This window comes from Streptomyces sp. NPDC001514 (assembly GCF_053597075.1).
The window spans coordinates 260,859-281,470 of record NZ_JBSFHO010000002.1 but is presented as its reverse complement, the minus strand read 5'-3'; the positions used below and the strand labels follow the sequence as shown (position 1 = coordinate 281,470).

Below are 20,612 nucleotides of genomic sequence, written 5' to 3'. Positions count from 1 at the left end.
AGTGACCCAGGGATGACGGCCGGGAACAGCGGCGCGAGCACGCCCGAGGACGAGGATCCGTTCGGCTACCTGTACGCGGACGGGCAGCAGTCGGGCGCCACGACTCCCCGCCAGGGGGGCTACGGCTACCCCGGTCCGGCCGCGGCGCAGCCCGGTGTGCCCAGGACGTCGTACAACCAGGTCAGAACGGTCGGCGAGCGCCAGTACGGGCAGGTCCCGCAGCAGCAGGCCTACGGCCAGCAGCAGGCCCAGCAGCAGTACGCGCACCAGCCGTCCCCCCAGTACGCGGCCCCCGAGACGTACCCCGGCGGTGCTCCCACCCGCCAGGTGCCGACGGCGGGCCATGGCCACGGCGGCGGCCGTGGGCGCGGCCCCAACACCAAGGGCCTGCTCATCGGTGCCGTGGCGGTCGTCGCGGTGGTCGTGATCGGCATCGCGGCGGCGCTCGCCACCAGCGGCGACGACGACAAGGACCCCCAGGCCTCCCGGAGCACCGCTCCCGCGGACCAGGTGAAGCCGAGCGACGACCCGAGCAAGGGCAGTGGCGAGGACAAGCCCGCCGAGCTGCCGAAGCAGGACGCTGCGACGCTCCAGCTCGGGCCGCCTGCCGCACTGGCGAAGGACGTCAAGGGCGCCGAGGGCGCGGACGGCGCGTATGTGACCTTCAATGCGGTCGGCTCGTCGGTGACCTGGAAGGCCACGATCGAGGAGGCGGGCACGTACCGGCTCTACGTCCGGTACGCGATTCCCGCCACGGACGCCAACGCGACCCTGACGGTCAACGGCAAGCCGAACACCAACCCGATCGGACTGAAGAACTTCATCGGCTCCTCGGACCCGAACCTGGAGAAGAACTGGCAGACCACCTGGGCTCCGGTCAACCTCAAGCAGGGCGAGAACGAGCTCAAGCTGTCCTGCGAGCCGGGCAACCAGTGCAACGCCATCCTCGACTGGCTCGAGGTCAAGCGGGCCTGAGCCGAGGGGAGCGGATCCCCTCCAGAATTCCGTCATCGTCCCGGCCGCGCCCAGCGCGCCGGGACGCGGCGTTTCCGGGGCCGGCACGCCGCGCCGGTCACGCCGCCGGTGCGTGCTCCGTCACGTTGATCCGGGCCAGGAGGTCCTCGTACGCACCCCGGTCGAAGTCGCCCGCCGTCGGGGCCAGGACCGTCGCCGTCGCCAGGGCCACCGCGCGGGTCAGCCGGTCCGGCCAGGGGAGGGACTCCACCAGGCCCGACAGGAGGCCCGCGACGGCGGAGTCGCCCGCGCCCGTCGGGTTGCCCAGAACCTTCGCCGGTGGGGTCGCCTGCCAGGTGCCGTCGGGGGTGGCGGCGAGGATGCCGTCGGGGCCGAGGGAGGAGACCACCGTGCGGGCGCCGCGGCGGCGGGCGTCATGGGTGGCGCGCAGGGGCTCCCGGGAGCCGGTGAGCCGGGCGAGCTCGTCCGCGTTCGGCTTGACCACGTCGGGGCGGGCCGCGATGCCGCGGCGCAGCGGCTCACCGCTGGTGTCCAGCAGGGCGGGGACGCCGGCCGCCCGGGCCCGGCGCACCAGTTCGGCGTACGCGCCGACGTGGATGCCCGGCGGCAGGCTGCCGCACAGAGCCACCGCGGCGGCGTCCCGCAGGAGCCTCTCGTACGTGGTGAGGAAGGCGGCCCACTCGTCGGCGGTGACGGTCGGTCCCGGCTCGTTCAGCTGGGTGGTGTCGCCGGTCGCACCGTCGACGACGGCGAGCGTGCGGCGCGTGTTCCCGGCGACCGGAACCAGTTCGTCGCGCACCGGCAGGGGCGCCAGCAGCTCGCGCAGGACCGCGCCCGTCGGGCCGCCCGCGAAGCCGGTGACGACCGCCTCGTGGCCGAGCGCCGCGAGGACGCGGGCGACGTTGAGGCCCTTGCCGCCGGGGCGTTCGGTGACCTCGGTGACGCGGTGGGAGGCGTGCGGGACGAGCGCGGGGACCCGGTAGGTGAGGTCGAGTGCGGTGTTCAGCGTGACCGTCAGGATCACTTCTGACACCCCCGGAAATGCGCTGCTCATGGTGCTTGCCATGGACTCGCCACGGCCGGACGGGTCCTGATCATGCCAAAAAGAAGGCGGTTGGCCCAGACCCCCGTCGGCCAACCGCCCCGCGCACCGGGCTGTCCTACGGCTCGATCAGCCACGCGCCCTTGCGCATCACTCCCTTGAGCGCGAAGTCCGCGTCCAGCACCACCAGGTCCGCGTCCTTGCCCGGCTCGAGCGAGCCGACCTTGTCGTACACGCCGAGCAGCCGCGCCGGATTCGCCGAGATCGCCTGCACGATGTCCTCGACCGGCAGCCGGTCGACGGTCGCCGCCCGCCGGAACGCGGTGTCCAGCGTGAGCGTGGACCCGGCGATCGAGCCGCCCTCCACAAGCCGCGCGACCCCGTCCTTGACCTCGACCTCCAGCGGCCCGAGATGGTAGACCCCGTCGCCGAAGCCCGCCGCGTCCATCGCGTCCGTGATGAACGCGACCCGGCCCGCGCCCGCGCGGTGGAACGCCAGCTCCAGCGCCGCCGGATGCAGATGCGTACCGTCGTTGATCAGCTCGACCGTGATCCGCTCGTCCTCGAGCAGCGCGGCGATCGGCCCGGGCGCGCGGTGCCCGAGGGCCGGCATCGCGTTGAAGAGGTGGGTCGCGACGGTAGCGCCCGCGTCGATCGCCTCCACCGTCTGCTCGTACGTCGCGTCCGTGTGCCCGATCGCCGCGATCACACCGTGCTCGGCGAGCAGCCGTACGGAGTCGATGCCGCCCGGCAGTTCGGTGGCGAGGGTGACCATCTTCGCCGTGCCGCGCGCCGCGTCGAGCAGCTTGCGCACCTCCGCCGGGTCGGGGTCGCGCAGCAGCTTCTCACTGTGCGCGCCCTTGCGGCAGGGGGAGATGAAGGGGCCCTCGAAGTGGATGCCGGCGAGGTCGCCCTGCTCGACGAGCTCGGACAGGAACCCGGCCCGGTGGGTCAGGAAGTCCATGTCGCCGGTGACGGTGGAGGCGAGCATCGTGGTCGTGCCGTGCTGCTGGTGGGTCCGTACGCCCGTGAGGACATCGTCGACGGTTCCGGAGGTGAAGGACGCGCCGCCGCCGCCGTGGTTGTGCATGTCCACGAAGCCGGGGACCAGCCAGTGGCCGGAGAGGTCGGTCGAGGGCGTGTCGGCGGGGGCGTGCCCGGTGAACCGGGTCCCGTCGACGATCACCCGCCCGTTCTCGACGACGCCGGTGGGCAGCACCACGCGGGCACCCGTGAGAACCATCCGGTCGGCCATCAGGCGGTTACCTCCGTGTCGAGAGCGTCCGTTGAATGTGAAGGTGAGCCCGAGCCCGAGCCCGAACCCGAACCCGAGCCCGAACCCGAACCCGAACCCGGGCCCGAGTCGCGTGAAGCGTGTGCCGAGTCGCGTGAATCGAGCAGGTCCCAGGCGAGGAGCCCCGCGCCCAGGCAGCCGGCGGTGTCCCCGAGAGCGGCCGGGACGATCGCGGGCAGCTTCTGGAAGGTGACCCGTGCCTCCACCGCTGCCCGCAGCGGTGTGAACAAGGTTTCTCCTGCCTCGGCGAGACCGCCACCGATGATCAGGGTGCGGGGGTCCAGCAGGGTGAGCGCGGTGACCAGCCCGGCGGCGAGCGCGTCGACCGCGTCCTGCCAGACACGTGCGGCACTCGGATCGCCGGACTCGACGGCTTTGGCGCAGTCGGCGGCGTCCGCGCCCGGGTCGCCGCTCGCGGTGGCCCAGGCCCGGGACACGGCGGATGCCGATGCGAGGGTCTCCAGGCAGCCGCGTTGCCCGCAGCCGCACTCCGGCCCGCCGGGCCGGACGACGACATGGCCGATCTCGCCGGCGTATCCGTGTGCGCCGGCCTCGATGGCGCCGCCGATGCCGATGGCCCCGGCGATGCCGGTGCCGAGCGGCACGAACAGGAACCGGTCGGCGCCCTTGCCCGCGCCGATCCGCCCCTCGGCAAGGCCGCCGGTGCGGACGTCGTGGCCGAGGGCGACGGGGACGCCGCCGAGCCGCTCGCCGAGCAGGTCGCGCATCGGGACGTCACGCCAGCCGAGGTTCGCCGCATAGACGGCGATGCCGCCCTCGGCGTCGACGATGCCGGGTACGGCGACTCCGGCGGCGACGGCGCTCTCGCCGTACCGCTCCCGGCCGTACGCGCGTAGCTCGGCGGCGAAGCCGAGGATCGTCTCGACGACCGCATCGGGGCCGCGCTCCCGGCCGGTCGCGCGCCGCGCCTCGTGGAGCAGTGCCCCGTCCGCCCCCACGAGGGCGGCTTTCATCCCGGTGCCGCCCACATCGAGGGCGATGACGTGTCTCACGCGTACAGTCTCGCCCGCGGACCCAAGAAAGGTCTAGTCCACTGCTCGGAGCTTCGCGTGTTTTGCCGAAGCGTGGCCGTGTGGTGTAGACCTCTATGTCGCAGTGACGGAAAACCAGATGGTGGGGGAACGAGCGGTGCAGCGGCGCTACTTCGGTCTGACCGCGGCCGCAGCCGCACTCGGTATGACGGCCGTGCTCGCGGGGTGCGGGGACTCCGGCGGCGACGGCGACGACGGCGACGTGACACTCAAGCTGGTCGCCGCCGACTACGGGACCGGTGCGGACGACTCCTCCCAGACGTACTGGGACGACCTGGCGCGGGACTTCGAGGCGAAGAACGCGGGCATCAAGGTCGACGTCGACGTGTACTCGTGGAAGGACGTCGACCGCAAGGTCGCCGAGATGGTCGCGAACGGCGACGCCCCCGACGTCGCGCAGATCGGGGCCTACGCCGACTACGTCAAGCAGGACAAGCTCTACCGCACCGAAGAGCTGGTCTCCGTCCCCACCCAGGCGAACTTCCTGCCGCTGCTCAGCGAGGCGGGCCAGGTGGACCGCGTCCAGTACGGCATGCCCTTCGCGGCCAGCACGCGCCTGCTGTTCTTCAACAAGGAGCTCTTCACGGACGCGGGCATCGAGGCCCCGACCACCTGGAAGGAGATCCGCACGGCGGCGCGGAAGCTGAAGGCACGCGGCGTGAAGTACCCCTTCGCGCTGCCGCTCGGCTCCGAGGAGTCCCAGGCCGAGACCATGATCTGGCTGCTCAGCGGCGGTGGCGGCTACATGGCCGGCGGCAGCGGTGCGTACGACATCGACTCGGCCGCGAACGTCAGGACCTTCCGCTGGCTGAAGGACAACCTTGTCACCCCGGGACTGACGGGCCCCGTCGCCCCGGGGGAGCTGGACCGCGCCCAGGCCTTCGCGGCCTTCACACGCGGCGAGGTCGGCATGCTCAACGGCCACCCGACACTGATGCAGACCGCCGAAAAGGCGGGCATCGAGGTCGGCAAGGTCCCGCTGCCGGGCATGGACGGCGAGGCCAAGGCGTCGATGGGCGTCGCCGACTGGATGATGGCCTTCAAGGAGAACGGTCACCGCAAGGAGATCGGCCGCTTCCTCGACTTCGCGTACAACGACACGAACGTCCTCGCGTTCTCCGACCGCTACGACATTCTGCCGGTGACGGTCACCGCCAGTCAGGCGATGGCGGCGGACGACCGCCACAAGGACCTCCGGGAGTTCCTGGAGGCGCTGCCGACGTCCGAGCTCTACCCCTTCGGCAAGACGTCCTGGGCCAAGGTCAGCGTCAGCGTCAAGAAGAACATCGGCGAGGCTGTGGCCCCGGGCGGCGACCCGTCGGTGGTGCTGACCCGCATCGCGGCGGAGGCGGCGGACGCGGAGTCGGCCGAATAGCGCAGTAGGGCGGACAACGGTGGCTGCGGCGGCCCCGTGCTCCCTCCCGGGGGACAGCCCGTTACCGGCGGGTGGGGCCCGCGTGACCGCCCTCGAACGGCGGACGGGCTGAGCGTGTGCCCGGGACCCCATTATGTTGCTCATATGACCGATGGTGAGGAGCTGCCCGAGCGGGATCGGGCCGTGCTCGGGGTGGAGCGCGCCGACTGGGCCGGGCCCGGGGCCAAGGAGCGGGTGATCCGGGAGCGGCTGGGGATGTCGCCGACGCGCTACTACCAGGTGCTGAACGCGCTCCTGGACGACCCCCGTGCGCTGGCGCACGACCCCGTGACCGTCAACCGGCTGCGGCGAGTGCGGGACGCCCGGCGCGAGCGCCGATAGGGTCGGAGCATGGGCAGCCATTCGGACCATGCACTGCCGGAGCCGATCACGTCCGCCGGACGTGAAGGGCTCGCCGCGATTCTCGAGAGGCCGCAGGAGACCGTGGTCGCGCTCGACTTCGACGGGACGCTCGCGGAGATCGTGCCCGACCCCGAGCAGGCCCGCGCCCACCCCGGCGTCGTCCCCGCGCTCGCCGACCTCGCGCCGCAGGTGGCATCCGTCGCCGTCGTGACGGGGCGCCCGGCCGGGGTCGCCGTGCGGTACGGCGGATTCGCCGGCGTGCCGGGCCTGGAGCACCTCGTCGTGCTCGGGCACTACGGCGCCGAGCGCTGGGACGCGCTCAGCGGCACGGTGCACGCGCCGGCCCCGCACCCCGGCGTCGCGGCCGTACGGGCCGAGCTGCCCGGGTTCCTCGACGCCATCGGCGCCTGGCAGGGCACCTGGATCGAGGAGAAGGGGCGCGCGGTCGCCGTCCACACGCGCCGCGCCGAGGACCCTCAGGCCGCCTTCGAGGCGCTGCGCGAGCCCATCGCCGAGCTGGCCGCACGGCACGGCCTGATCGTCGAGCCGGGCCGGCTCGTCCTGGAGGTGCGCCCGCCGGGCGTCGACAAGGGCATCGCGCTCTCCGAGTTCGTACGGGACCAGCAGGCGGGCGCCGTCCTGTACGCGGGCGACGACCTCGGTGATCTCGCCGCCTACGCCACCGTCGAGAAGCTCCGCTCCGACGGGGTGCCCGGACTGCTCCTGTGCAGCGGGACCGAGGTCCCCGAACTCGCCGAGCGCGCAGACGTCCTGCTGTCAGGCCCGGCCGAGGTCGTCGAATTCCTGGCCGCCCTCGCCGAGCGCCTGAAGCGCGTGTAGCTGGTCCAGGAACCACTGCTGCGGCGTCAGCGCCGTCGCCGCCGCGGCCAGCCGCTTGCTGCGCTCGGCCCGCTCGCCGTCCGGCATGATCAGCGCCTGGTGGAGCGCGGCGGCCGTGCCGGTGACGTCGTACGGGTTCACCCCGATGGCCTCCTCGTGGAGCTCCTCGTACGCCCCCGCCTCCCGCGACAGCACCAGCGCGCAGCCCGTGTCCGTGACGACCGGGATCTCCTTGGCGACGAGGTTCATGCCGTCCCGGATCGGGTTGACCAGCGCCACGTCCGCCATCCGGTACGCGGCCAGCGACCGTGCGAAGTCGTCCTTGACGTGCAGGACGACGGGCGTCCAGCCGGGCGTTCCGTACTGCGCGTTGATCTCCTCGGCCAGCCGCGAGACCTCCGCCGTGTAGTCGCGGTAGACGGCGAGATCCTGCCGCGACGGGTAGGCGAAGGCCAGGTGCACGACCCGCTCCCGCCACTCGGGGTGCTCGTCGAGCAGCGCCCGGTACGCCAGCAGCCCGCGCACGATGTTCTTGGACAGCTCGGTCCTGTCGACCCGCACGATCGTCTTCCGCCCGGGGCCGACCTGCTCGCGCAGCGCCACCATCCGCTCGGCGACGTCCGTCTCATGCGAGCGCCGCCGCAGGAACTCGGCGTCCGCCCCGAGCCCGTGCACCCCGATCCACGTCCTGCCGCGGGCCGGGCCGGGGCCGCGGACCGTGATGCTCGGCGCCTGGTCCTTCGGCCAGGACGGCACGACGTCGTAGGGCCCCAGCACCGACGGGCAGGTGCGCATGAACGTCCGCGCCCACCGCTCGGTCAGGAACCCCAGCCGGTCCGCGCCCAGCATCCCGAGGAGCAGCTCCTCAGCGATGTCGTCGGGCAGCATCCGGAAGTACTCCGGCGGCGCCCACGGCGTGTGCGAGAAGTGCCCGATCCGCAGGTCGGGGCGGTGCTCGCGGAGCATCCCCGGCGCGAGCGCCAGGTGGTAGTCCTGGATCAGCACGACCGCGCCGGGCGCCGCCTCCGCCGCCAGCACCTCCGCGAAGGCCCGGTTGTACGTGCGGTACGCGACCCACTGCCGCCGGAACTCCGCGTCGAAGACCGGCTCGAGCGGGGTCTGGTACAGCATGTGGTTGACGAACCACAGCACCGAGTTCGCGATGCCGTTGTACGCGTCCGCGTGGATGGCCGGGTCGATGTCGAGCATTCGCACGCCCGGCTCGCCGACGCCGCGCCGCACCGCCTCCCGGTCGCCGTCGCCGAGCGCCGCGCACACCCACAGGGCGTCCGCTTCGGGGCCGATCGCCGACAGACCGGAGACCAGTCCGCCGCCGCCGCGCCTGGCGTCGAGCGTGCCGTCCTCGCGGAAGGCATACGTGATCGGCCCGCGGTTGGAGGCGACGAGTACCTGCGCCGCGTGCTCGGAGGCAGCGTGCTCGGAGACCATGTCGCGAACCTAGCCCGTCTCGTATCCGCTCAAACGTGCGTCCGGTCTCCATTGGCGAAGTCCGGCCGCAGGGTCACCCGGATCGCTCACCGGAACGCCCGCCCGCCCGGTCACTGGTTCCGGCGCCGGCCGCGGGTCGCGGCGAGCGCGATCGCCCCGGCGGCGGTCAGGGAGAGTGCGACACCGCCGAGCAGCCACAGCCGCTCGCCGTTGCCGCCGGTCGTGGCGATCTCGGGCAGGCTGCCGTGGGTGCCGGTGCCGGCGACCTCGGGGTTCCCGGCAGTCTCAGGATTCCCGGCAGTCTCGGAATTCCCGGCCGCCTCCGGGGTCCCGGCTGCCTCCGGGTTCCCGGCGGTATCGGGGGCCCGCGGCGCCTCGCCCGGGGTTCCGCCCGCCTCCGCGGATGCGGGCTCCTCCTGCTGCGTGACGTCCTCCTGCTCCGCGACCGCGACCTCGTCGCCCGTGATGCCTTCCGTCATGCCTTCCGTGATGCCGCCCGTGACGCCGGCCGAGTTGCCGCCGGAGTCGTCGGCGGCCTCATCGCTCGGGTCCGCCGTGGCCTCCGCTTCCTCCTGCGCCGTCGCCTGGACGACGACCACCGGCGTCACCACGCACCTCGCGTCGGCGCTGCCCGCCTCGCAGTTGGACCGCACCGACTCCGTCGCCACGCTGTTGCGCATGGACCCGTCCCCGGAGCCGGCCGCGCCGACGGTGACCGAATACGTCACGGTCGCCGACCGCCCGGCCGGGATGTCGCCGACGTACGAGAGCTCGGGCTCCGCGTAGCCGACCTTCCCGGCCGTCGCCTCGGCGTCGCCGTCGTACACGGCGTCGTCGAGGTTGTCGGTCAGGTCGTCGGTGAACCTGACGCCCGGCAGGTCGACGGTGCCGGCGTTCTTCACCGTGACCGTGTACGTCACCGTGTCCCCGGGCTCGACGGACGTCGTCGACGCCGTCTTGGTGATCTCCAGATCGGGCACCGGGATCGACAGGGCGAGTCCGGAAGCGACGTACGTGTCCACCGTGTCGCTGTCCGCCTCGAACGTGAACGTCGCCGACGTGGCGCCCCGCGCGATCGCCCCCTCGGGTACGTCGAACTCCCTCACGCCGGCCACGCGGCCGCCCGGCGCGACCTTTTCGCCGTTGACGAGGAAGCGGCCCCCCGTGGTGTTCCCGGCGCCCCCGTACGCCGTCACGGCCGCCCGGACCTGCCCGCCGGAGCGGTGGAAGCCGCTCACCGGGACGGTCGTCACGGGCGCGGCGGGACGCTGCACGGCGTGCCCGCCGTAGATGCGGACGTTGCGCCGTACGGGGGCGTGGGCCTTGTCCGGGCCGTCGTACGCGTACACGACGGTCAGCGACCAGCCGGCGGAGCAGCCGCGGTCGGCAGGGGCCCGGATGCCGCCGACGGCGACGGGCAGCGGGGTGCCGGAGCCGGTGACGCCCTTGAAGGCGGCGGTGACGTCGGCCTCGCCCGAGTAGTAGCCCCCGCCGGGCGCCGGCCGCGGGTCCCGGACGACGTGCGCGGCGCCGACCGCGACCGGCTCGTTTCCGCCGACCGTGAGCGAGGGGGCGGCGGAGGCGAGCGGGGCGCACGCGTTCCCGCCCCAGAACAGTCGCGCGTACGCGACCCGCGCACCCTGAGGGATCCTGACCCGGCCGGTGCCGGATCCTTGGCCGAACGTGCTGCCGGTGGTCGTGAAGTCGCCGTACAGGGAGGCGTCGTACCGCTCCTCGAAGGGGGGTGCGACGGGGTCGGCGGCTACGGCGGTCGGGGCGAGCGTTCCGGTCGAGACGGCGGCGGAGACGGCGGCGAGGACCGTCAGGGTCCAGAGGAGGCGGGGCGACCTGGAATTCTGGCGCCGAGCGCCCATAAGTCTCGTATAGCCCATAAGTCAGAAATCTAGACAATATGCCCACGGTTGACGCGCTGCGCCGCGCCGCATTACGCCACCTGGGGTGCCGTGCCCGGTGCCGTCCGGGCGACCCGGTTGTCCGCCCTCGAACGCCGGGCGGGCTTCAAAGGACCCGGGTGTCCGTCCTCACGCCGCCCAGCGCCGTGCATACTCCGCGATGTCTCGCATCGGCGGCCGCTCCTCCGTGTCCACCGCATGCGTCCGCGGGACGAAACCCTCCTCGCGCCGCTCGAACTGCGTCAGCGCCGGCCGCACCAAATGTCCCCGGGACAAGCGCAGTTGGGCCGTACGGTAGATCGCCGCCGCCATCCGGCCCAGCGCCTGGCCGTCCTGGTGCCGGTGCAGCCGTACGCCCACGTCCACCTGCGCCAGCGCGTCGAGCCCGACCGTGTGCAGCGCGTCGACGAGGAGGCCGAGCTCCACCCCGTACCCGACGGGGAACGGCAGCCGCTCCAGCAGCGAGCGCCGCGCCGCGTACTCGCCGCCCAGCGGCTGGACGAAGCCGGCCAGCTGCGGCCAGTGCAGATTCAGCAGCGGCCGGGCCACCAGCTCCGTCACCCGGCCGCCCTGCCCCGTCCTGCCGGAGGCGAGCGCATCGAGATCGGCGGTTCCCAGCGGCCGGTCGTACATCGCCTTCACGAACTGCACGTCCGGCTCGGTCAGCAGCGGGCCGACGATCCCGGACACGAAGTCGGCGGAGAACTCCCTCAGGTCCGCGTCCACGAAACAGACGATGTCGCCGGTCGTCACCAGCAGCGACCGCCACAGCACCTCGCCCTTGCCGGGCAGGGCCGGTATCCGCGGGAGTATCGCGTCCCGGTGCACGACCCGCGCGCCCGCCTCGGCCGCCACCTCGGACGTACGGTCCGTGGAGCCCGAGTCGACGACCACGAGCTCGTCCACGAGCGGCACCGCGTCCGTCATCAGCTCACGGCGGATCACGGAGACGATCTCGCCGACGGTCGCCTCCTCGTTCAGCGCAGGCAGCACCACGCTGACCGTGGTTCCGCGCTTCGCGGCGACGAGCTGGTCGAGCGGGCGGTCTGCCACGGACCAGGACCGCCGGGCCAGCCAGCGCTCCACCTCTTCCAGCACCTGATCTCCATCTCGCGGATCGGACGACCATCTCAGACGTCCGGGGGTTCGGTTACAGTCTTGAACAACGCGGACGACCCTCGCATGCCGGGGTCGTCACGCCGACAATCACATACCGCTCATCCAGAGGGGCAGAGGGAAACGGCCCGTTGAAGCCCCGGCAACCCTCCAGCCGGCCACGACGCGATCATCGCGCGCGAGGCTCCCGGCTAGGGAAGGTGCCAAATCCGTCTCATGGCGAGATGCGCCATGAGGAAGATGAGGAGAAAGGGCCTCGCCTCCATGGCTGTACAGACAGTTGCACCCTCCACCGACACCGTCGATCTGGGCCCGGCCTCCGGCCTTTCGTGCCGTGAATGCGGCGAGCGTTTCGCGCTCGGTCCGATCTTCGCCTGCGAGCTGTGTTTCGGGCCGCTCGAAGTCGCGTACGACCTGCCGAGCGGCGATCCCGAGGGCCTGCGCAAGCAGATCGAGAACGGCCCCGCCAACATCTGGCGCTATGCGCCGCTCCTGCCCGTCCCCGCCGACGTGGCGAGCAAGCCGAACCTGAACCCGGGCTGGACCCAGCTCGTCCAGGCCGACAACCTCGCCCACGAGCTGGGTGTCGAGCCGGGCAAGCTCTTCGTCAAGGACGACTCCGGCAACCCGACGCACTCCTTCAAGGACCGAGTCGTCGCCCAGGCCCTGGAGGCCGCCCGCGCCTTCGGCTTCACCACGCTCTCCTGCTCCTCCACCGGCAACCTCGCGGGCGCGGTCGGCGCCGCGGCCGCCCGCGCCGGCTTCCGCTCCTGCGTGTTCATCCCGCACGACCTGGAGCAGGGCAAGGTCGTCATGGCCGCGGTCTACGGCGGCGAGCTCGTCGGCATCGAGGGCAACTACGACGACGTCAACCGCTTCTGCTCCGAGCTCATCGGCGACCCGCTCGGCGAGGGCTGGGGCTTCGTCAACGTCAACCTGCGGCCGTACTACGGCGAGGGCTCGAAGACGCTCGCGTACGAGATCTGCGAGCAGCTCGGCTGGCAGCTCCCCGACCAGATCGTCATCCCCATCGCCTCCGGCTCCCAGCTCACGAAGATCGACAAGGGTCTGCAGGAGCTGATCAAGCTCGGCCTCGTGGAGGACAAGCCCTACAAGATCTTCGGCGCCCAGGCGGAGGGCTGCTCGCCGGTGTCCGTGGCCTTCAAGGCCGGCCACGACGTCGTACGGCCGCAGAAGCCGGACACCATCGCCAAGTCCCTGGCGATCGGCAACCCGGCCGACGGCCCGTACGTCCTGGACATCTGCCGCCGCACCGGCGGTGCCGTCGAGGACGTGACCGACGAGCAGATCGTGGACGCGATCAAGCTGCTGGCCCGCACCGAGGGCATCTTCACCGAGACCGCGGGCGGGACGACCCTCGGCGTGGCGAAGAAGCTGATCGAGACCGGCGTCATCGACCCGTCCCTCACGACGGTGGTCGTCAACACGGGTGACGGCCTGAAGACCCTGGACGCGGTGGCCCCCACGACGGGTATGTCCGCAGTCATTAGCCCCAACCTGGACTCTTTCCGAGAGGCTGGTCTCGCATGAGCGTCAACGTCCGCATCCCCACCATCCTCCGCACGTACACGGGCGGCCAGGCCGAGGTCCCGGCGGAGGGCGCGACCCTCGCCGAGGTCATCGCGGACCTGGAGAAGAAGCACACGGGCATCGCGGCCCGCGTCCTGGACGACCAGGGCAAGCTGCGCCGCTTCGTGAACGTGTACGTCAACGACGACGACGTGCGCTTCGAGCAGGGCCTGGAGACGGCGACGCCGGACGGCGCGGGCGTCTCGATCATTCCGGCCGTCGCCGGAGGCTGATCGCCACGCAGCGTCAGCAGAATTGCCCCCTCCGCAAGCTAAGCGGAGGGGGCAATTCTGCATGGTTGAGCGCGGTAGAGTTGGGGAAGTCCCCTCCGCTGCTCGTGCCAGACGCATATGAGAATGCGTCTCCGCGCGACAAGAAACAGCCAAAGTGTTCGAGCCTGATGCGTACTAAGTGCGCTTTGTCCGGCCCGACTTGCCCGGGAATGCTCGGAATTCTTCGGAACTTTCCTTTCGGTCCTGCCCGGATTTCTCGTCCGATTGACCTGTTGCAGACGGCAGTTGGACAGATACATTCAGCCGCGGTCGACGCGTTCCGGCGCACATCCACGCCTCTTCGTGGGTGAGGTCTGACCCGGGTCCGCGAAGTGCGGTCCTGTGCAAGGGCCAGTAATAGGGGAGTTAGGCATGGCTCAGGGCACCGTCAAGTGGTTCAACGCGGAGAAGGGGTACGGCTTCATCGCGGTCGACGGTGGTGCGGATGTTTTCGTCCACTACAGCGCGATCCAGATGGACGGTTACCGCACCCTGGAGGAGGGCCAGCGGGTCGAGTTCGAGATCTCGCAGGGTCAGAAGGGGCCGCAGGCGGACATGGTCCGTTTGGCCGGCTGAGGCGCCGACCAACTGCAGCAACGTGGCGGAGGGCTCGTACCCGACTGGGTACGGGCCCTCAGTCGTGCTCGGGTCCGGTCTTCGGGTCTCAGGTCTCCGGGTGTCCGGGAGCCGCTTGTGCCCGCCCGGCATTCGACCGCCACCCCTCGGGGGACGCTTCTTCGGAGCGGCTTGCGCCCGCCCGGCGTTCGACCGCCACCCCTCGGGGACGCTTCTTCGGAGCGGCTTGCACTCTCCATGCCCGAGTGCTAATCATTGGCGTTAGCACTCTCCGAGTGAGAGTGACAACAAAGGACCGGGTCGGTGAGGCCCGCAGGCCGGGTGGGGCAAGGAACCACAAGGCATGCAGGCCGTCCGTCGCGGGCGCCAGCGCGGTCCGGAGAAATCCACCCCAGTCCGGGAGGACCACTTCACATGGCCAAGATCATCGCGTTCGACGAGGAGGCACGGCGCGGTCTCGAGCGCGGGATGAACCAGCTCGCCGACGCCGTCAAGGTCACCCTTGGCCCCAAGGGCCGGAACGTCGTCCTCGAGAAGAAGTGGGGCGCCCCCACGATCACCAACGATGGTGTCTCCATCGCCAAGGAGATCGAGCTCGAGGACCCGTACGAGAAGATCGGCGCCGAGCTGGTCAAGGAAGTCGCCAAGAAGACGGACGACGTCGCCGGTGACGGTACGACCACCGCGACCGTTCTCGCCCAGGCGCTCGTCCGCGAGGGCCTGCGCAACGTGGCGGCCGGCGCCAACCCGATGGCCCTGAAGCGCGGTATCGAGAAGGCCGTCGAGGCCGTCTCCGGTGCCCTGCTCGACCAGGCCAAGGAGGTCGAGACCAAGGAGCAGATCGCCTCCACGGCCTCCATCTCCGCCGCCGACACCCAGATCGGTGAGCTCATCGCCGAGGCGATGGACAAGGTCGGCAAGGAAGGCGTCATCACCGTCGAGGAGTCCCAGACCTTCGGTCTGGAGCTGGAGCTCACCGAGGGCATGCGCTTCGACAAGGGCTACATCTCGGCGTACTTCGCCACCGACATGGAGCGTATGGAGGCCTCGCTGGAGGACCCGTACATCCTGATCGTCAACTCCAAGGTCTCCTCGGTGAAGGACCTCCTCCCGCTGCTGGAGAAGGTCATGCAGTCGGGCAAGCCGCTGCTGATCATCGCCGAGGACGTCGAGGGCGAGGCCCTGTCGACCCTGGTCGTCAACAAGATCCGTGGCACCTTCAAGTCCGTTGCCGTCAAGGCCCCGGGCTTCGGTGACCGCCGCAAGGCCATGCTCGGCGACATCGCCATCCTCACCGGTGGCACGGTCATCTCCGAGGAGGTCGGCCTCAAGCTCGAGAACGCGGGCCTGGACCTGCTGGGCCGCGCCCGCAAGGTCGTCATCACCAAGGACGAGACGACGATCGTCGACGGTGCCGGTGACAGCGACCAGGTTGCCGGTCGCGTCAACCAGATCCGTGCCGAGATCGAGAACTCCGACTCGGACTACGACCGCGAGAAGCTCCAGGAGCGCCTCGCGAAGCTGGCCGGCGGCGTGGCCGTCATCAAGGCCGGTGCCGCGACCGAGGTCGAGCTCAAGGAGCGCAAGCACCGCATCGAGGACGCCGTTCGCAACGCGAAGGCGGCCGTCGAGGAGGGCATCGTCGCCGGTGGTGGCGTGGCCCTGCTCCAGGCCTCCCAGGTCTTCGAGAAGCTCGAGCTCGAGGGCGACGAGGCCACCGGTGCCGCTGCTGTGAAGCTGGCCCTGGAGGCCCCGCTGAAGCAGATCGCCGTCAACGCCGGCCTCGAGGGCGGCGTCGTGGTGGAGAAGGTGCGCAACCTCGACACGGGCCGTGGCCTGAACGCCGCGACCGGCGAGTACGTCGACATGATCGCCGAGGGCATCATCGACCCGGCGAAGGTCACCCGCTCCGCCCTGCAGAACGCGGCCTCCATCGCCGCGCTGTTCCTCACCACCGAGGCCGTCATCGCCGACAAGCCGGAGAAGGCCTCCGCGGCCGCTCCGGGCGGCATGCCGGGCGGTGACATGGACTTCTGATCGACCTCTGGTTGATCAACCGTCCTGAGTGCCGAGGGCGGCACCCCTACTCCCAGGGGGTGCCGCCCTCGGGCGTTGCGCGGGCAGCGAGGTCCTGGGCGAGCCGCAGCTCGGCCGGTGATCGGACGGGGAGCGAGCCTGGGGTAATCCCCACCCCCAACAGGCCAGTTGGCCCGGTGGGAGCCGGGCGCCGGTTCCGCGAGGCTCTTCGCATGCGAAGCAACCGGATCAAGCGGACCACATGCATCACGCTCCTCGCGGCCGCCCTCGTCGCCGCCGCGGCGCCCATGGCCGGGGCGACGACGCCCGACGACGCTCTGCGCTGGGGGACCTGCCCCGGTGCCGCCGGCCTCGACCCCCGCCAGGAATGCGCCACCGTCTCCGTCCCGCTCGACCACGCCGACCCGAGCGGCCCGAAGATCTCCCTCGCCGTCTCCCGCGTCCGCAGCGACAAGCCGGCGGCCCGGCGCGGCACGCTCCTGCTCATCCCCGGCGGACCCGGCGGCTCCAGCATCAACAGCCCCTCCACCACGGGGAAGAAGCTGCCCCAGGCGGTGCGCGACGCGTACGACATCGTCGGGTTCGACCCGCGCGGCGTCGGCCGCAGTACGCCCGTCAGCTGCGGCCTGACCCACGACGACCTCTCCCTGCAGAACCTGCGCCCGTGGCCCGCCGCCGACGGCAGCGTCGACGCGAACATCGCCAACGGCCGCCGTCTCGCCAACGCCTGTGCCCGCAACGGCGGAGAGGTGCTGCGCACCATCAGCACCCGTAACGAGGCGCGGGACATCGACCGCATCCGCCAGGCCCTCGGCGAGCGGAAACTCTCCGCGTGGGGCGTGTCGTACGGGACGTACGCGGGCGCGGCGTACGCGCAGATGTTCCCGCACCGCACCGACCGCTGGGTCCTGGACAGCAACGACGACCCGGACCCGAAGCGGGTCGCGCGGAACTGGCTCGCCAACTACGCCACCGGTGTCGAGGACGCCTTCCCCGACTTCGCCGCCTGGGCCGCCGACCCCGCCAACCCGGACCGGCTCGCCGACAGCCCGGACGCGGTCCGCCCGATGTTCCTCGCGCTCGCCGCCCGCCTCGACCGCGAACCCCTGCCGTGGCCGGGAGCCAACCCCGAGCAGCTGAACGGCAACGTCCTGCGCCAGACCCTGATCGACAGCCTCTACTCCAAGGCCCGTTTCCCCGCCCTCGCCCGGCTGATCGCCGCCGCGCGCGACGGAGCCCCGCTGCCCGCCCCGCAGGTGATGCCCGACGAGATCATGCAGAACGTCGCCGCCGTCTCCGCCGCCACCCTCTGCAACGACGTCGACTGGCCGGAGGCCTCCCCGTCCGCGTACCAGCGGGACGTGGACAAGAGCCGCAAGAGCCACCCGCTCACCGCCGGCATGCCGGTGAACGTCATGCCGTGCGCCTTCTGGCAGGACGAGCCGCGCGAACGCCCGGTCCGCATCACCCCGCACGGCCCCTCCAACATCCTGATGATCCAGAACCGGCGCGACCCCTCCACCCCGCTCGCCGGCGCGCTGAAGATGCGCCAGGCCCTGGGCGACCGCGCCCGCCTGGTCACCGTCGACTCCGTCGGCCACGGCGTCTACCGCGTCAACGGCAACGCGTGCGGCGACCAGGCCGTGACCGACTTCCTGGTCGCGGGGGAGCGCCCGGCCCGCGACAGGTTCTGCGCCGGCTCGTGACTGGCCGGTTTTCGTGGTGGATTCGGCAAAGCGCCGTCACGAAACCGTGAAGGACCTCGGGAATCCTCGTGAACACAGCTTCTCTTCAGCGCACTCGCGCTGCTGACTCGGGGGAATACCAGATGTCGTCCAACACCACTCCTCGGCGTACCGTTCGCAGAGCCGCCATCGTCCTCGCCGCCGTGTCCGCACTGGCCCTGACGGCCTGTGGGCCCACGGAAGGCCCGACCGACCAGACCGGCGGAGGGGCCGAGGCGCCCACCGCCGGCCCGTCCAAGCCCGCGCCCCCGTCGAAGCCCGCGCCCCCGTCCAAGCCGGCGACCCCTTCGAAGCCGGCGACCCCGTCGGGCTCCTCGAGCACGGGCGGTGCGTCCGGGGGTGGTTCGTCCCCCGACGCCGACTTCGCCGTCTTTCCGTGCAGCACGTACGACGTGAAGTTCACCGCGACCCTCGCGGACGCCACGACCAGCAGCTACCTGCTCAAGATCACCAACAAGAGCGGCAAGCCCTGCAGGGTGCTGGACTACCCGATCGTGACCTTCGGCGACCTCGACGGCGCGGCGACCGAGCGCTCGGAGACGCACCCCGGCACCGACATCAGGCTCAAGGCCGGCGAGTCGGCATACGCCGGGCTCATGGGCGGAGTCAATGACGGCAAGGGCCGGACCGTCGAATCGATCGCGATGACCATGAACACCGCGTCAGACCTCGAGCAGGTGCCGCTCAAGGCGTCGACTCCCGGACTGTACGTCTCGCCCGACGCCTCCGTCACCGCATGGCTGAGCAACGCGGAGGACGCCCTCAGCCTCTAGCTGCTGTCCCCGCCCGTCGGCATCGAGTAGACACTGTCTACCCTCATCCGGTAGACAGTGTCTATGCATGAGCGTGAGCAGGACACTGGTCTGCGCACCCGTTTGGTGGAAGTCGGCGTCGACCTCGTGACCAGGGAAGGGGTGCAAGCCCTCTCCTTGCGGGAGATCGCCCGCCGGGCCGGGGTCTCGCACGGCGCTCCGCGGCGCTACTTCCCGACCCACCTGGAGCTGCTGTCCGCCATCGCGCGGCAGGGCTTCGCCGAGCTGGCCCGCAGGGCCGCCGAGGCGATCGGTGACGGTCAGCAGAGCCCCCGCGCCCAGCTCACGGCGCTGGGGCGGAGCTACCTGGACTTCGCCCGTTCCCACCGCGGCATGTACGAGCTGATGTTCCGCCACGACGTGCTGGAGAGCAATCAGCTGGGGCTGCGGGAGACGAGCCTGCCGCTCTTCGACGTCCTTGTGGAGCTCGTCGCTCAGGTACGGCCGGCGGCACCGGAGCCGCGCGTTCTCGCGGGTGCGCTATGGGCCAACCTTCACGGCATCGCGCAGCTGTGGGGATGGGGAAGCCTCCAACTGGCGGCCGGAGCCGACGACGTCGAGCCGCTGCTGCGGGCCGCGCTCGACGCGCACCTCGGGGCCGAGGCCCCGGAGACCCGATGAACGCAAGGCGCCGACAGCGCTTCACCCTCGTCGGCAGCATCACCGGGGCCGTGATCGTCGCACTCGACGGGACCGCGCTGACCATCGTGCAGCCCGTCATGCAGCGGGACCTCAACGCCTCCTTCACCCAGGTCCAGTGGACCAGCACCGGATACCTGATCGCCGTGGCGAGCCTGCTCGTCCTCGCCGGACGCCTCGGTGACCGGTACGGCCATCAGCGCGTCTTCACCATCGGGATCCTGGGCTTCGCCGCCACCTCGGCGGCCATCGGCCTAGCGGCCGGCATCGGCTGGGTCATCGGCCTGCGCGTCGCCCAGGGCGTCTTCGGCGCGCTGCTGCAACCGGCCACCCTCGGCATGCTGCGCGCCGCGTACCCGCGCGACCGGCTCGGCATGCCCATCGCCCTGCGCACCAGCGCCATCGGCCTGGCGGCCGCCGCCGGCCCGCTCATCGGCGGCGCACTCGCCGCCCACCTGGGCTGGCGCGCGGTCTTCTTCCTCAGCGTCGCCCCCGCGCTCGCGGTCGGCGTGTCGGCTCTCGTCGTACGCGTACCCGAGCCCCGGGACGCCTCCGACACGCCCGTACGACTCGACCTGCCCGGCGCCTGCCTGCTCGCGCTGGCGCTGGCGTGCCTGGTACACAGCCTCGTCGGCCTACCGGAGACCGGCTGGACGCCCGCGACCCTGCTGGGACTTGCCGCGGTAGCCGCTGCCGGTGGCGCCTTCGTCCTGCACGAACGACGCGCCCCGAGCCCCCTGGTGCCCGCGAGCGTGGCCCGATCGGCGACCGTCACATCCGGGCTCGGCGTCCTGGTGGCGGCGTCGGCAGCGATGTTCGGGGCCCTGTTCCTCGGTACGTACTTCCTCCAGGACGTCCTGGCACTGGACCCGCTCCGAAGCAGCCTCACAGCACTCCCCGGGCCGGTGATGATGGTGCTGGCCACGCCGGTCGCCGCTGTGCTGGCGCGCCGACAGGGCCCGCGCCGGACGGCGGTCGGGGGGATGGTGCTCATCGCCGTCGGCGTCCTGCTGATGTCCCGGCTCGACCAGGCATCGACCTCCGTGGCGATCGGTGGGTGCTTTCTCGTGCTCGGCGCGGGATTCGGCATGGTGATGGTCACCGCGACGGCCGTCATCGTCCACCAGTCGTCCGTGGACACGGCCGGGGTCGCCGGCGGCCTCCAGCAAACCGCGATGAACGTCGGCCCGGCGGTAGGGGTCGCCGCGGCGACGATGCTGATGACCCCCGCCGCGCCTGCCGCGCAGAGTGCTGTCACCGGCAGCCTGGCGCCGGGCGACGGACCACGTTGGACCGGCGGCGCGTTCATGGATGCGATGGGGCCTGCGCTGGTGACACTCGCGGCCGTGGCGATCGTCGGCGCGCTGCTGGGCACCAAGCTGCCGGGGCGCAGGGCGACGCCTTGAGGATGGGCGTACTCATCCGACCCTCGCAGGCGGAACGCACGATTGCCGTGCCCGGCCGAAGCCGGGCACGGCAATCA

18 protein-coding genes and 1 riboswitch are annotated in these 20,612 nt (G+C 71.5%); of the genes, 12 read left to right on the top strand and 6 right to left on the bottom strand.

The window, feature by feature from the left end:
- Positions 1-12: 12 nt before the first annotated feature.
- A complete protein-coding gene (locus ACWCXB_RS03955) occupies positions 13-975 on the top strand; it encodes a carbohydrate-binding protein (protein WP_450718703.1) in 963 nt (320 codons plus the stop codon).
- A 97-nt stretch (positions 976-1,072) separates the two neighbouring features.
- Here the strand turns inward: ACWCXB_RS03955 and ACWCXB_RS03950 are convergent, their stop codons facing one another.
- The 3 genes from ACWCXB_RS03950 to ACWCXB_RS03940 form a co-directional block, all read right to left on the bottom strand.
- Entirely contained in the window at positions 1,073-1,999 is a 927-nt protein-coding gene (locus tag ACWCXB_RS03950) for a 1-phosphofructokinase family hexose kinase (RefSeq protein WP_450718955.1), read from the bottom strand.
- 136 nt (positions 2,000-2,135) lie between these two features.
- A complete protein-coding gene (gene nagA, locus ACWCXB_RS03945; protein ID WP_450718701.1) occupies positions 2,136-3,272 on the bottom strand; it encodes an N-acetylglucosamine-6-phosphate deacetylase in 1,137 nt (378 codons plus the stop codon).
- Positions 3,272-4,324 (bottom strand): ROK family protein, encoded by a 1,053-nt coding sequence (locus tag ACWCXB_RS03940; protein WP_450718699.1) that lies wholly within the window; start codon positions 4,322-4,324, stop codon positions 3,272-3,274. The genes nagA and ACWCXB_RS03940 overlap by 1 nt, the downstream gene beginning before the upstream one ends.
- A gap of 118 nt (positions 4,325-4,442) precedes the next feature.
- On the opposite strand from ACWCXB_RS03940, the gene ACWCXB_RS03935 reads away from it, so the two are divergent.
- The 3 genes from ACWCXB_RS03935 (at position 4,443) to otsB (ending at position 6,980) form a co-directional block, all read left to right on the top strand.
- The gene (locus tag ACWCXB_RS03935; RefSeq protein WP_450718697.1) at positions 4,443-5,738 is read left to right on the top strand and encodes an extracellular solute-binding protein; all 1,296 of its coding nucleotides are present in this window, start codon (positions 4,443-4,445) and stop codon (positions 5,736-5,738) included.
- A 144-nt stretch (positions 5,739-5,882) separates the two neighbouring features.
- On the top strand, positions 5,883-6,119 hold the full coding sequence (locus ACWCXB_RS03930) for a DUF3263 domain-containing protein (protein WP_450718695.1): 237 nt from the start codon (positions 5,883-5,885) through the stop codon (positions 6,117-6,119).
- A 9-nt stretch (positions 6,120-6,128) separates the two neighbouring features.
- Positions 6,129-6,980, top strand: coding sequence for a trehalose-phosphatase (gene otsB, locus ACWCXB_RS03925; protein WP_450718693.1), 852 nt, complete (start codon positions 6,129-6,131; stop codon positions 6,978-6,980).
- On the opposite strand, the gene ACWCXB_RS03920 is transcribed toward otsB, so the two are convergent.
- The 3 genes from ACWCXB_RS03920 to ACWCXB_RS03910 form a co-directional block, all read right to left on the bottom strand.
- Positions 6,918-8,429: an alpha,alpha-trehalose-phosphate synthase (UDP-forming) gene (locus tag ACWCXB_RS03920; protein ID WP_450718691.1), complete on the bottom strand. Its 1,512-nt coding sequence runs from the start codon at positions 8,427-8,429 to the stop codon at positions 6,918-6,920. The two genes, otsB and ACWCXB_RS03920, sit on opposite strands and share 63 nt — an antisense overlap.
- A gap of 110 nt (positions 8,430-8,539) precedes the next feature.
- The gene (locus ACWCXB_RS03915; protein WP_450718689.1) at positions 8,540-10,303 is read right to left on the bottom strand and encodes a DUF7927 domain-containing protein; all 1,764 of its coding nucleotides are present in this window, start codon (positions 10,301-10,303) and stop codon (positions 8,540-8,542) included.
- Positions 10,304-10,471: 168 nt separating this feature from the next.
- Positions 10,472-11,440 (bottom strand): glucosyl-3-phosphoglycerate synthase, encoded by a 969-nt coding sequence (locus ACWCXB_RS03910; RefSeq protein ID WP_450718687.1) that lies wholly within the window; start codon positions 11,438-11,440, stop codon positions 10,472-10,474.
- A gap of 116 nt (positions 11,441-11,556) precedes the next feature.
- A riboswitch (SAM riboswitch) is annotated at positions 11,557-11,705 on the top strand.
- On the opposite strand from ACWCXB_RS03910, the gene thrC reads away from it, so the two are divergent.
- The 8 genes from thrC to ACWCXB_RS03870 all read left to right on the top strand — a co-directional run bounded on the left by thrC (position 11,699) and on the right by ACWCXB_RS03870 (position 20,535).
- The gene (thrC, locus tag ACWCXB_RS03905; protein ID WP_450718685.1) at positions 11,699-13,009 is read left to right on the top strand and encodes a threonine synthase; all 1,311 of its coding nucleotides are present in this window, start codon (positions 11,699-11,701) and stop codon (positions 13,007-13,009) included. Its footprint overlaps the riboswitch before it by 7 nt.
- Entirely contained in the window at positions 13,006-13,281 is a 276-nt protein-coding gene (locus ACWCXB_RS03900) for a MoaD/ThiS family protein (protein WP_450718683.1), read from the top strand. The genes thrC and ACWCXB_RS03900 overlap by 4 nt, the downstream gene beginning before the upstream one ends.
- 411 nt (positions 13,282-13,692) lie before the next feature.
- The gene (locus tag ACWCXB_RS03895) at positions 13,693-13,896 is read left to right on the top strand and encodes a cold-shock protein (RefSeq protein ID WP_009339379.1); all 204 of its coding nucleotides are present in this window, start codon (positions 13,693-13,695) and stop codon (positions 13,894-13,896) included.
- A 414-nt stretch (positions 13,897-14,310) separates the two neighbouring features.
- Positions 14,311-15,933, top strand: a complete 1,623-nt coding sequence (gene groL / locus ACWCXB_RS03890; protein WP_450718681.1) for a chaperonin GroEL — start codon at positions 14,311-14,313, stop codon at positions 15,931-15,933.
- A gap of 212 nt (positions 15,934-16,145) precedes the next feature.
- Positions 16,146-17,639, top strand: coding sequence for an alpha/beta hydrolase (locus tag ACWCXB_RS03885; protein WP_450718679.1), 1,494 nt, complete (start codon positions 16,146-16,148; stop codon positions 17,637-17,639).
- Between the two features lie 122 nt (positions 17,640-17,761).
- Positions 17,762-18,451, top strand: a complete 690-nt coding sequence (locus ACWCXB_RS03880; protein ID WP_450718677.1) for a DUF4232 domain-containing protein — start codon at positions 17,762-17,764, stop codon at positions 18,449-18,451.
- 63 nt (positions 18,452-18,514) lie between these two features.
- Positions 18,515-19,111 (top strand): TetR/AcrR family transcriptional regulator, encoded by a 597-nt coding sequence (locus ACWCXB_RS03875; protein WP_450718675.1) that lies wholly within the window; start codon positions 18,515-18,517, stop codon positions 19,109-19,111.
- Positions 19,108-20,535, top strand: a complete 1,428-nt coding sequence (locus tag ACWCXB_RS03870) for an MFS transporter (protein ID WP_450718673.1) — start codon at positions 19,108-19,110, stop codon at positions 20,533-20,535. The genes ACWCXB_RS03875 and ACWCXB_RS03870 overlap by 4 nt, the downstream gene beginning before the upstream one ends.
- Positions 20,536-20,612 lie beyond the last annotated feature (77 nt).

What these genes read in the sequence shown, in the direction of transcription:
- ACWCXB_RS03900 (WP_450718683.1), top strand. Translation starts at nt 13,006, where the DNA reads ATGAGCGTCAACGTCCGCATCCCCACCATCCTCCGCACGTACACGGGC.
- nagA (WP_450718701.1), bottom strand. Translation starts at nt 3,272, where the DNA reads ATGGCCGACCGGATGGTTCTCACGGGTGCCCGCGTGGTGCTGCCCACC.
- groL (WP_450718681.1), top strand. Translation starts at nt 14,311, where the DNA reads ATGGCCAAGATCATCGCGTTCGACGAGGAGGCACGGCGCGGTCTCGAG.
- ACWCXB_RS03885 (WP_450718679.1), top strand. Translation starts at nt 16,146, where the DNA reads ATGCGAAGCAACCGGATCAAGCGGACCACATGCATCACGCTCCTCGCG.
- ACWCXB_RS03895 (WP_009339379.1), top strand. Translation starts at nt 13,693, where the DNA reads ATGGCTCAGGGCACCGTCAAGTGGTTCAACGCGGAGAAGGGGTACGGC.
- ACWCXB_RS03935 (WP_450718697.1), top strand. Translation starts at nt 4,443, where the DNA reads ATGGTGGGGGAACGAGCGGTGCAGCGGCGCTACTTCGGTCTGACCGCG.
- thrC (WP_450718685.1), top strand. Translation starts at nt 11,699, where the DNA reads ATGAGGAGAAAGGGCCTCGCCTCCATGGCTGTACAGACAGTTGCACCC.
- ACWCXB_RS03955 (WP_450718703.1), top strand. Translation starts at nt 13, where the DNA reads ATGACGGCCGGGAACAGCGGCGCGAGCACGCCCGAGGACGAGGATCCG.
- otsB (WP_450718693.1), top strand. Translation starts at nt 6,129, where the DNA reads ATGGGCAGCCATTCGGACCATGCACTGCCGGAGCCGATCACGTCCGCC.
- ACWCXB_RS03930 (WP_450718695.1), top strand. Translation starts at nt 5,883, where the DNA reads ATGACCGATGGTGAGGAGCTGCCCGAGCGGGATCGGGCCGTGCTCGGG.
- ACWCXB_RS03920 (WP_450718691.1), bottom strand. Translation starts at nt 8,429, where the DNA reads ATGGTCTCCGAGCACGCTGCCTCCGAGCACGCGGCGCAGGTACTCGTC.
- ACWCXB_RS03880 (WP_450718677.1), top strand. Translation starts at nt 17,762, where the DNA reads ATGTCGTCCAACACCACTCCTCGGCGTACCGTTCGCAGAGCCGCCATC.
- ACWCXB_RS03875 (WP_450718675.1), top strand. Translation starts at nt 18,515, where the DNA reads ATGCATGAGCGTGAGCAGGACACTGGTCTGCGCACCCGTTTGGTGGAA.
- ACWCXB_RS03870 (WP_450718673.1), top strand. Translation starts at nt 19,108, where the DNA reads ATGAACGCAAGGCGCCGACAGCGCTTCACCCTCGTCGGCAGCATCACC.
- ACWCXB_RS03915 (WP_450718689.1), bottom strand. Translation starts at nt 10,303, where the DNA reads ATGGGCGCTCGGCGCCAGAATTCCAGGTCGCCCCGCCTCCTCTGGACC.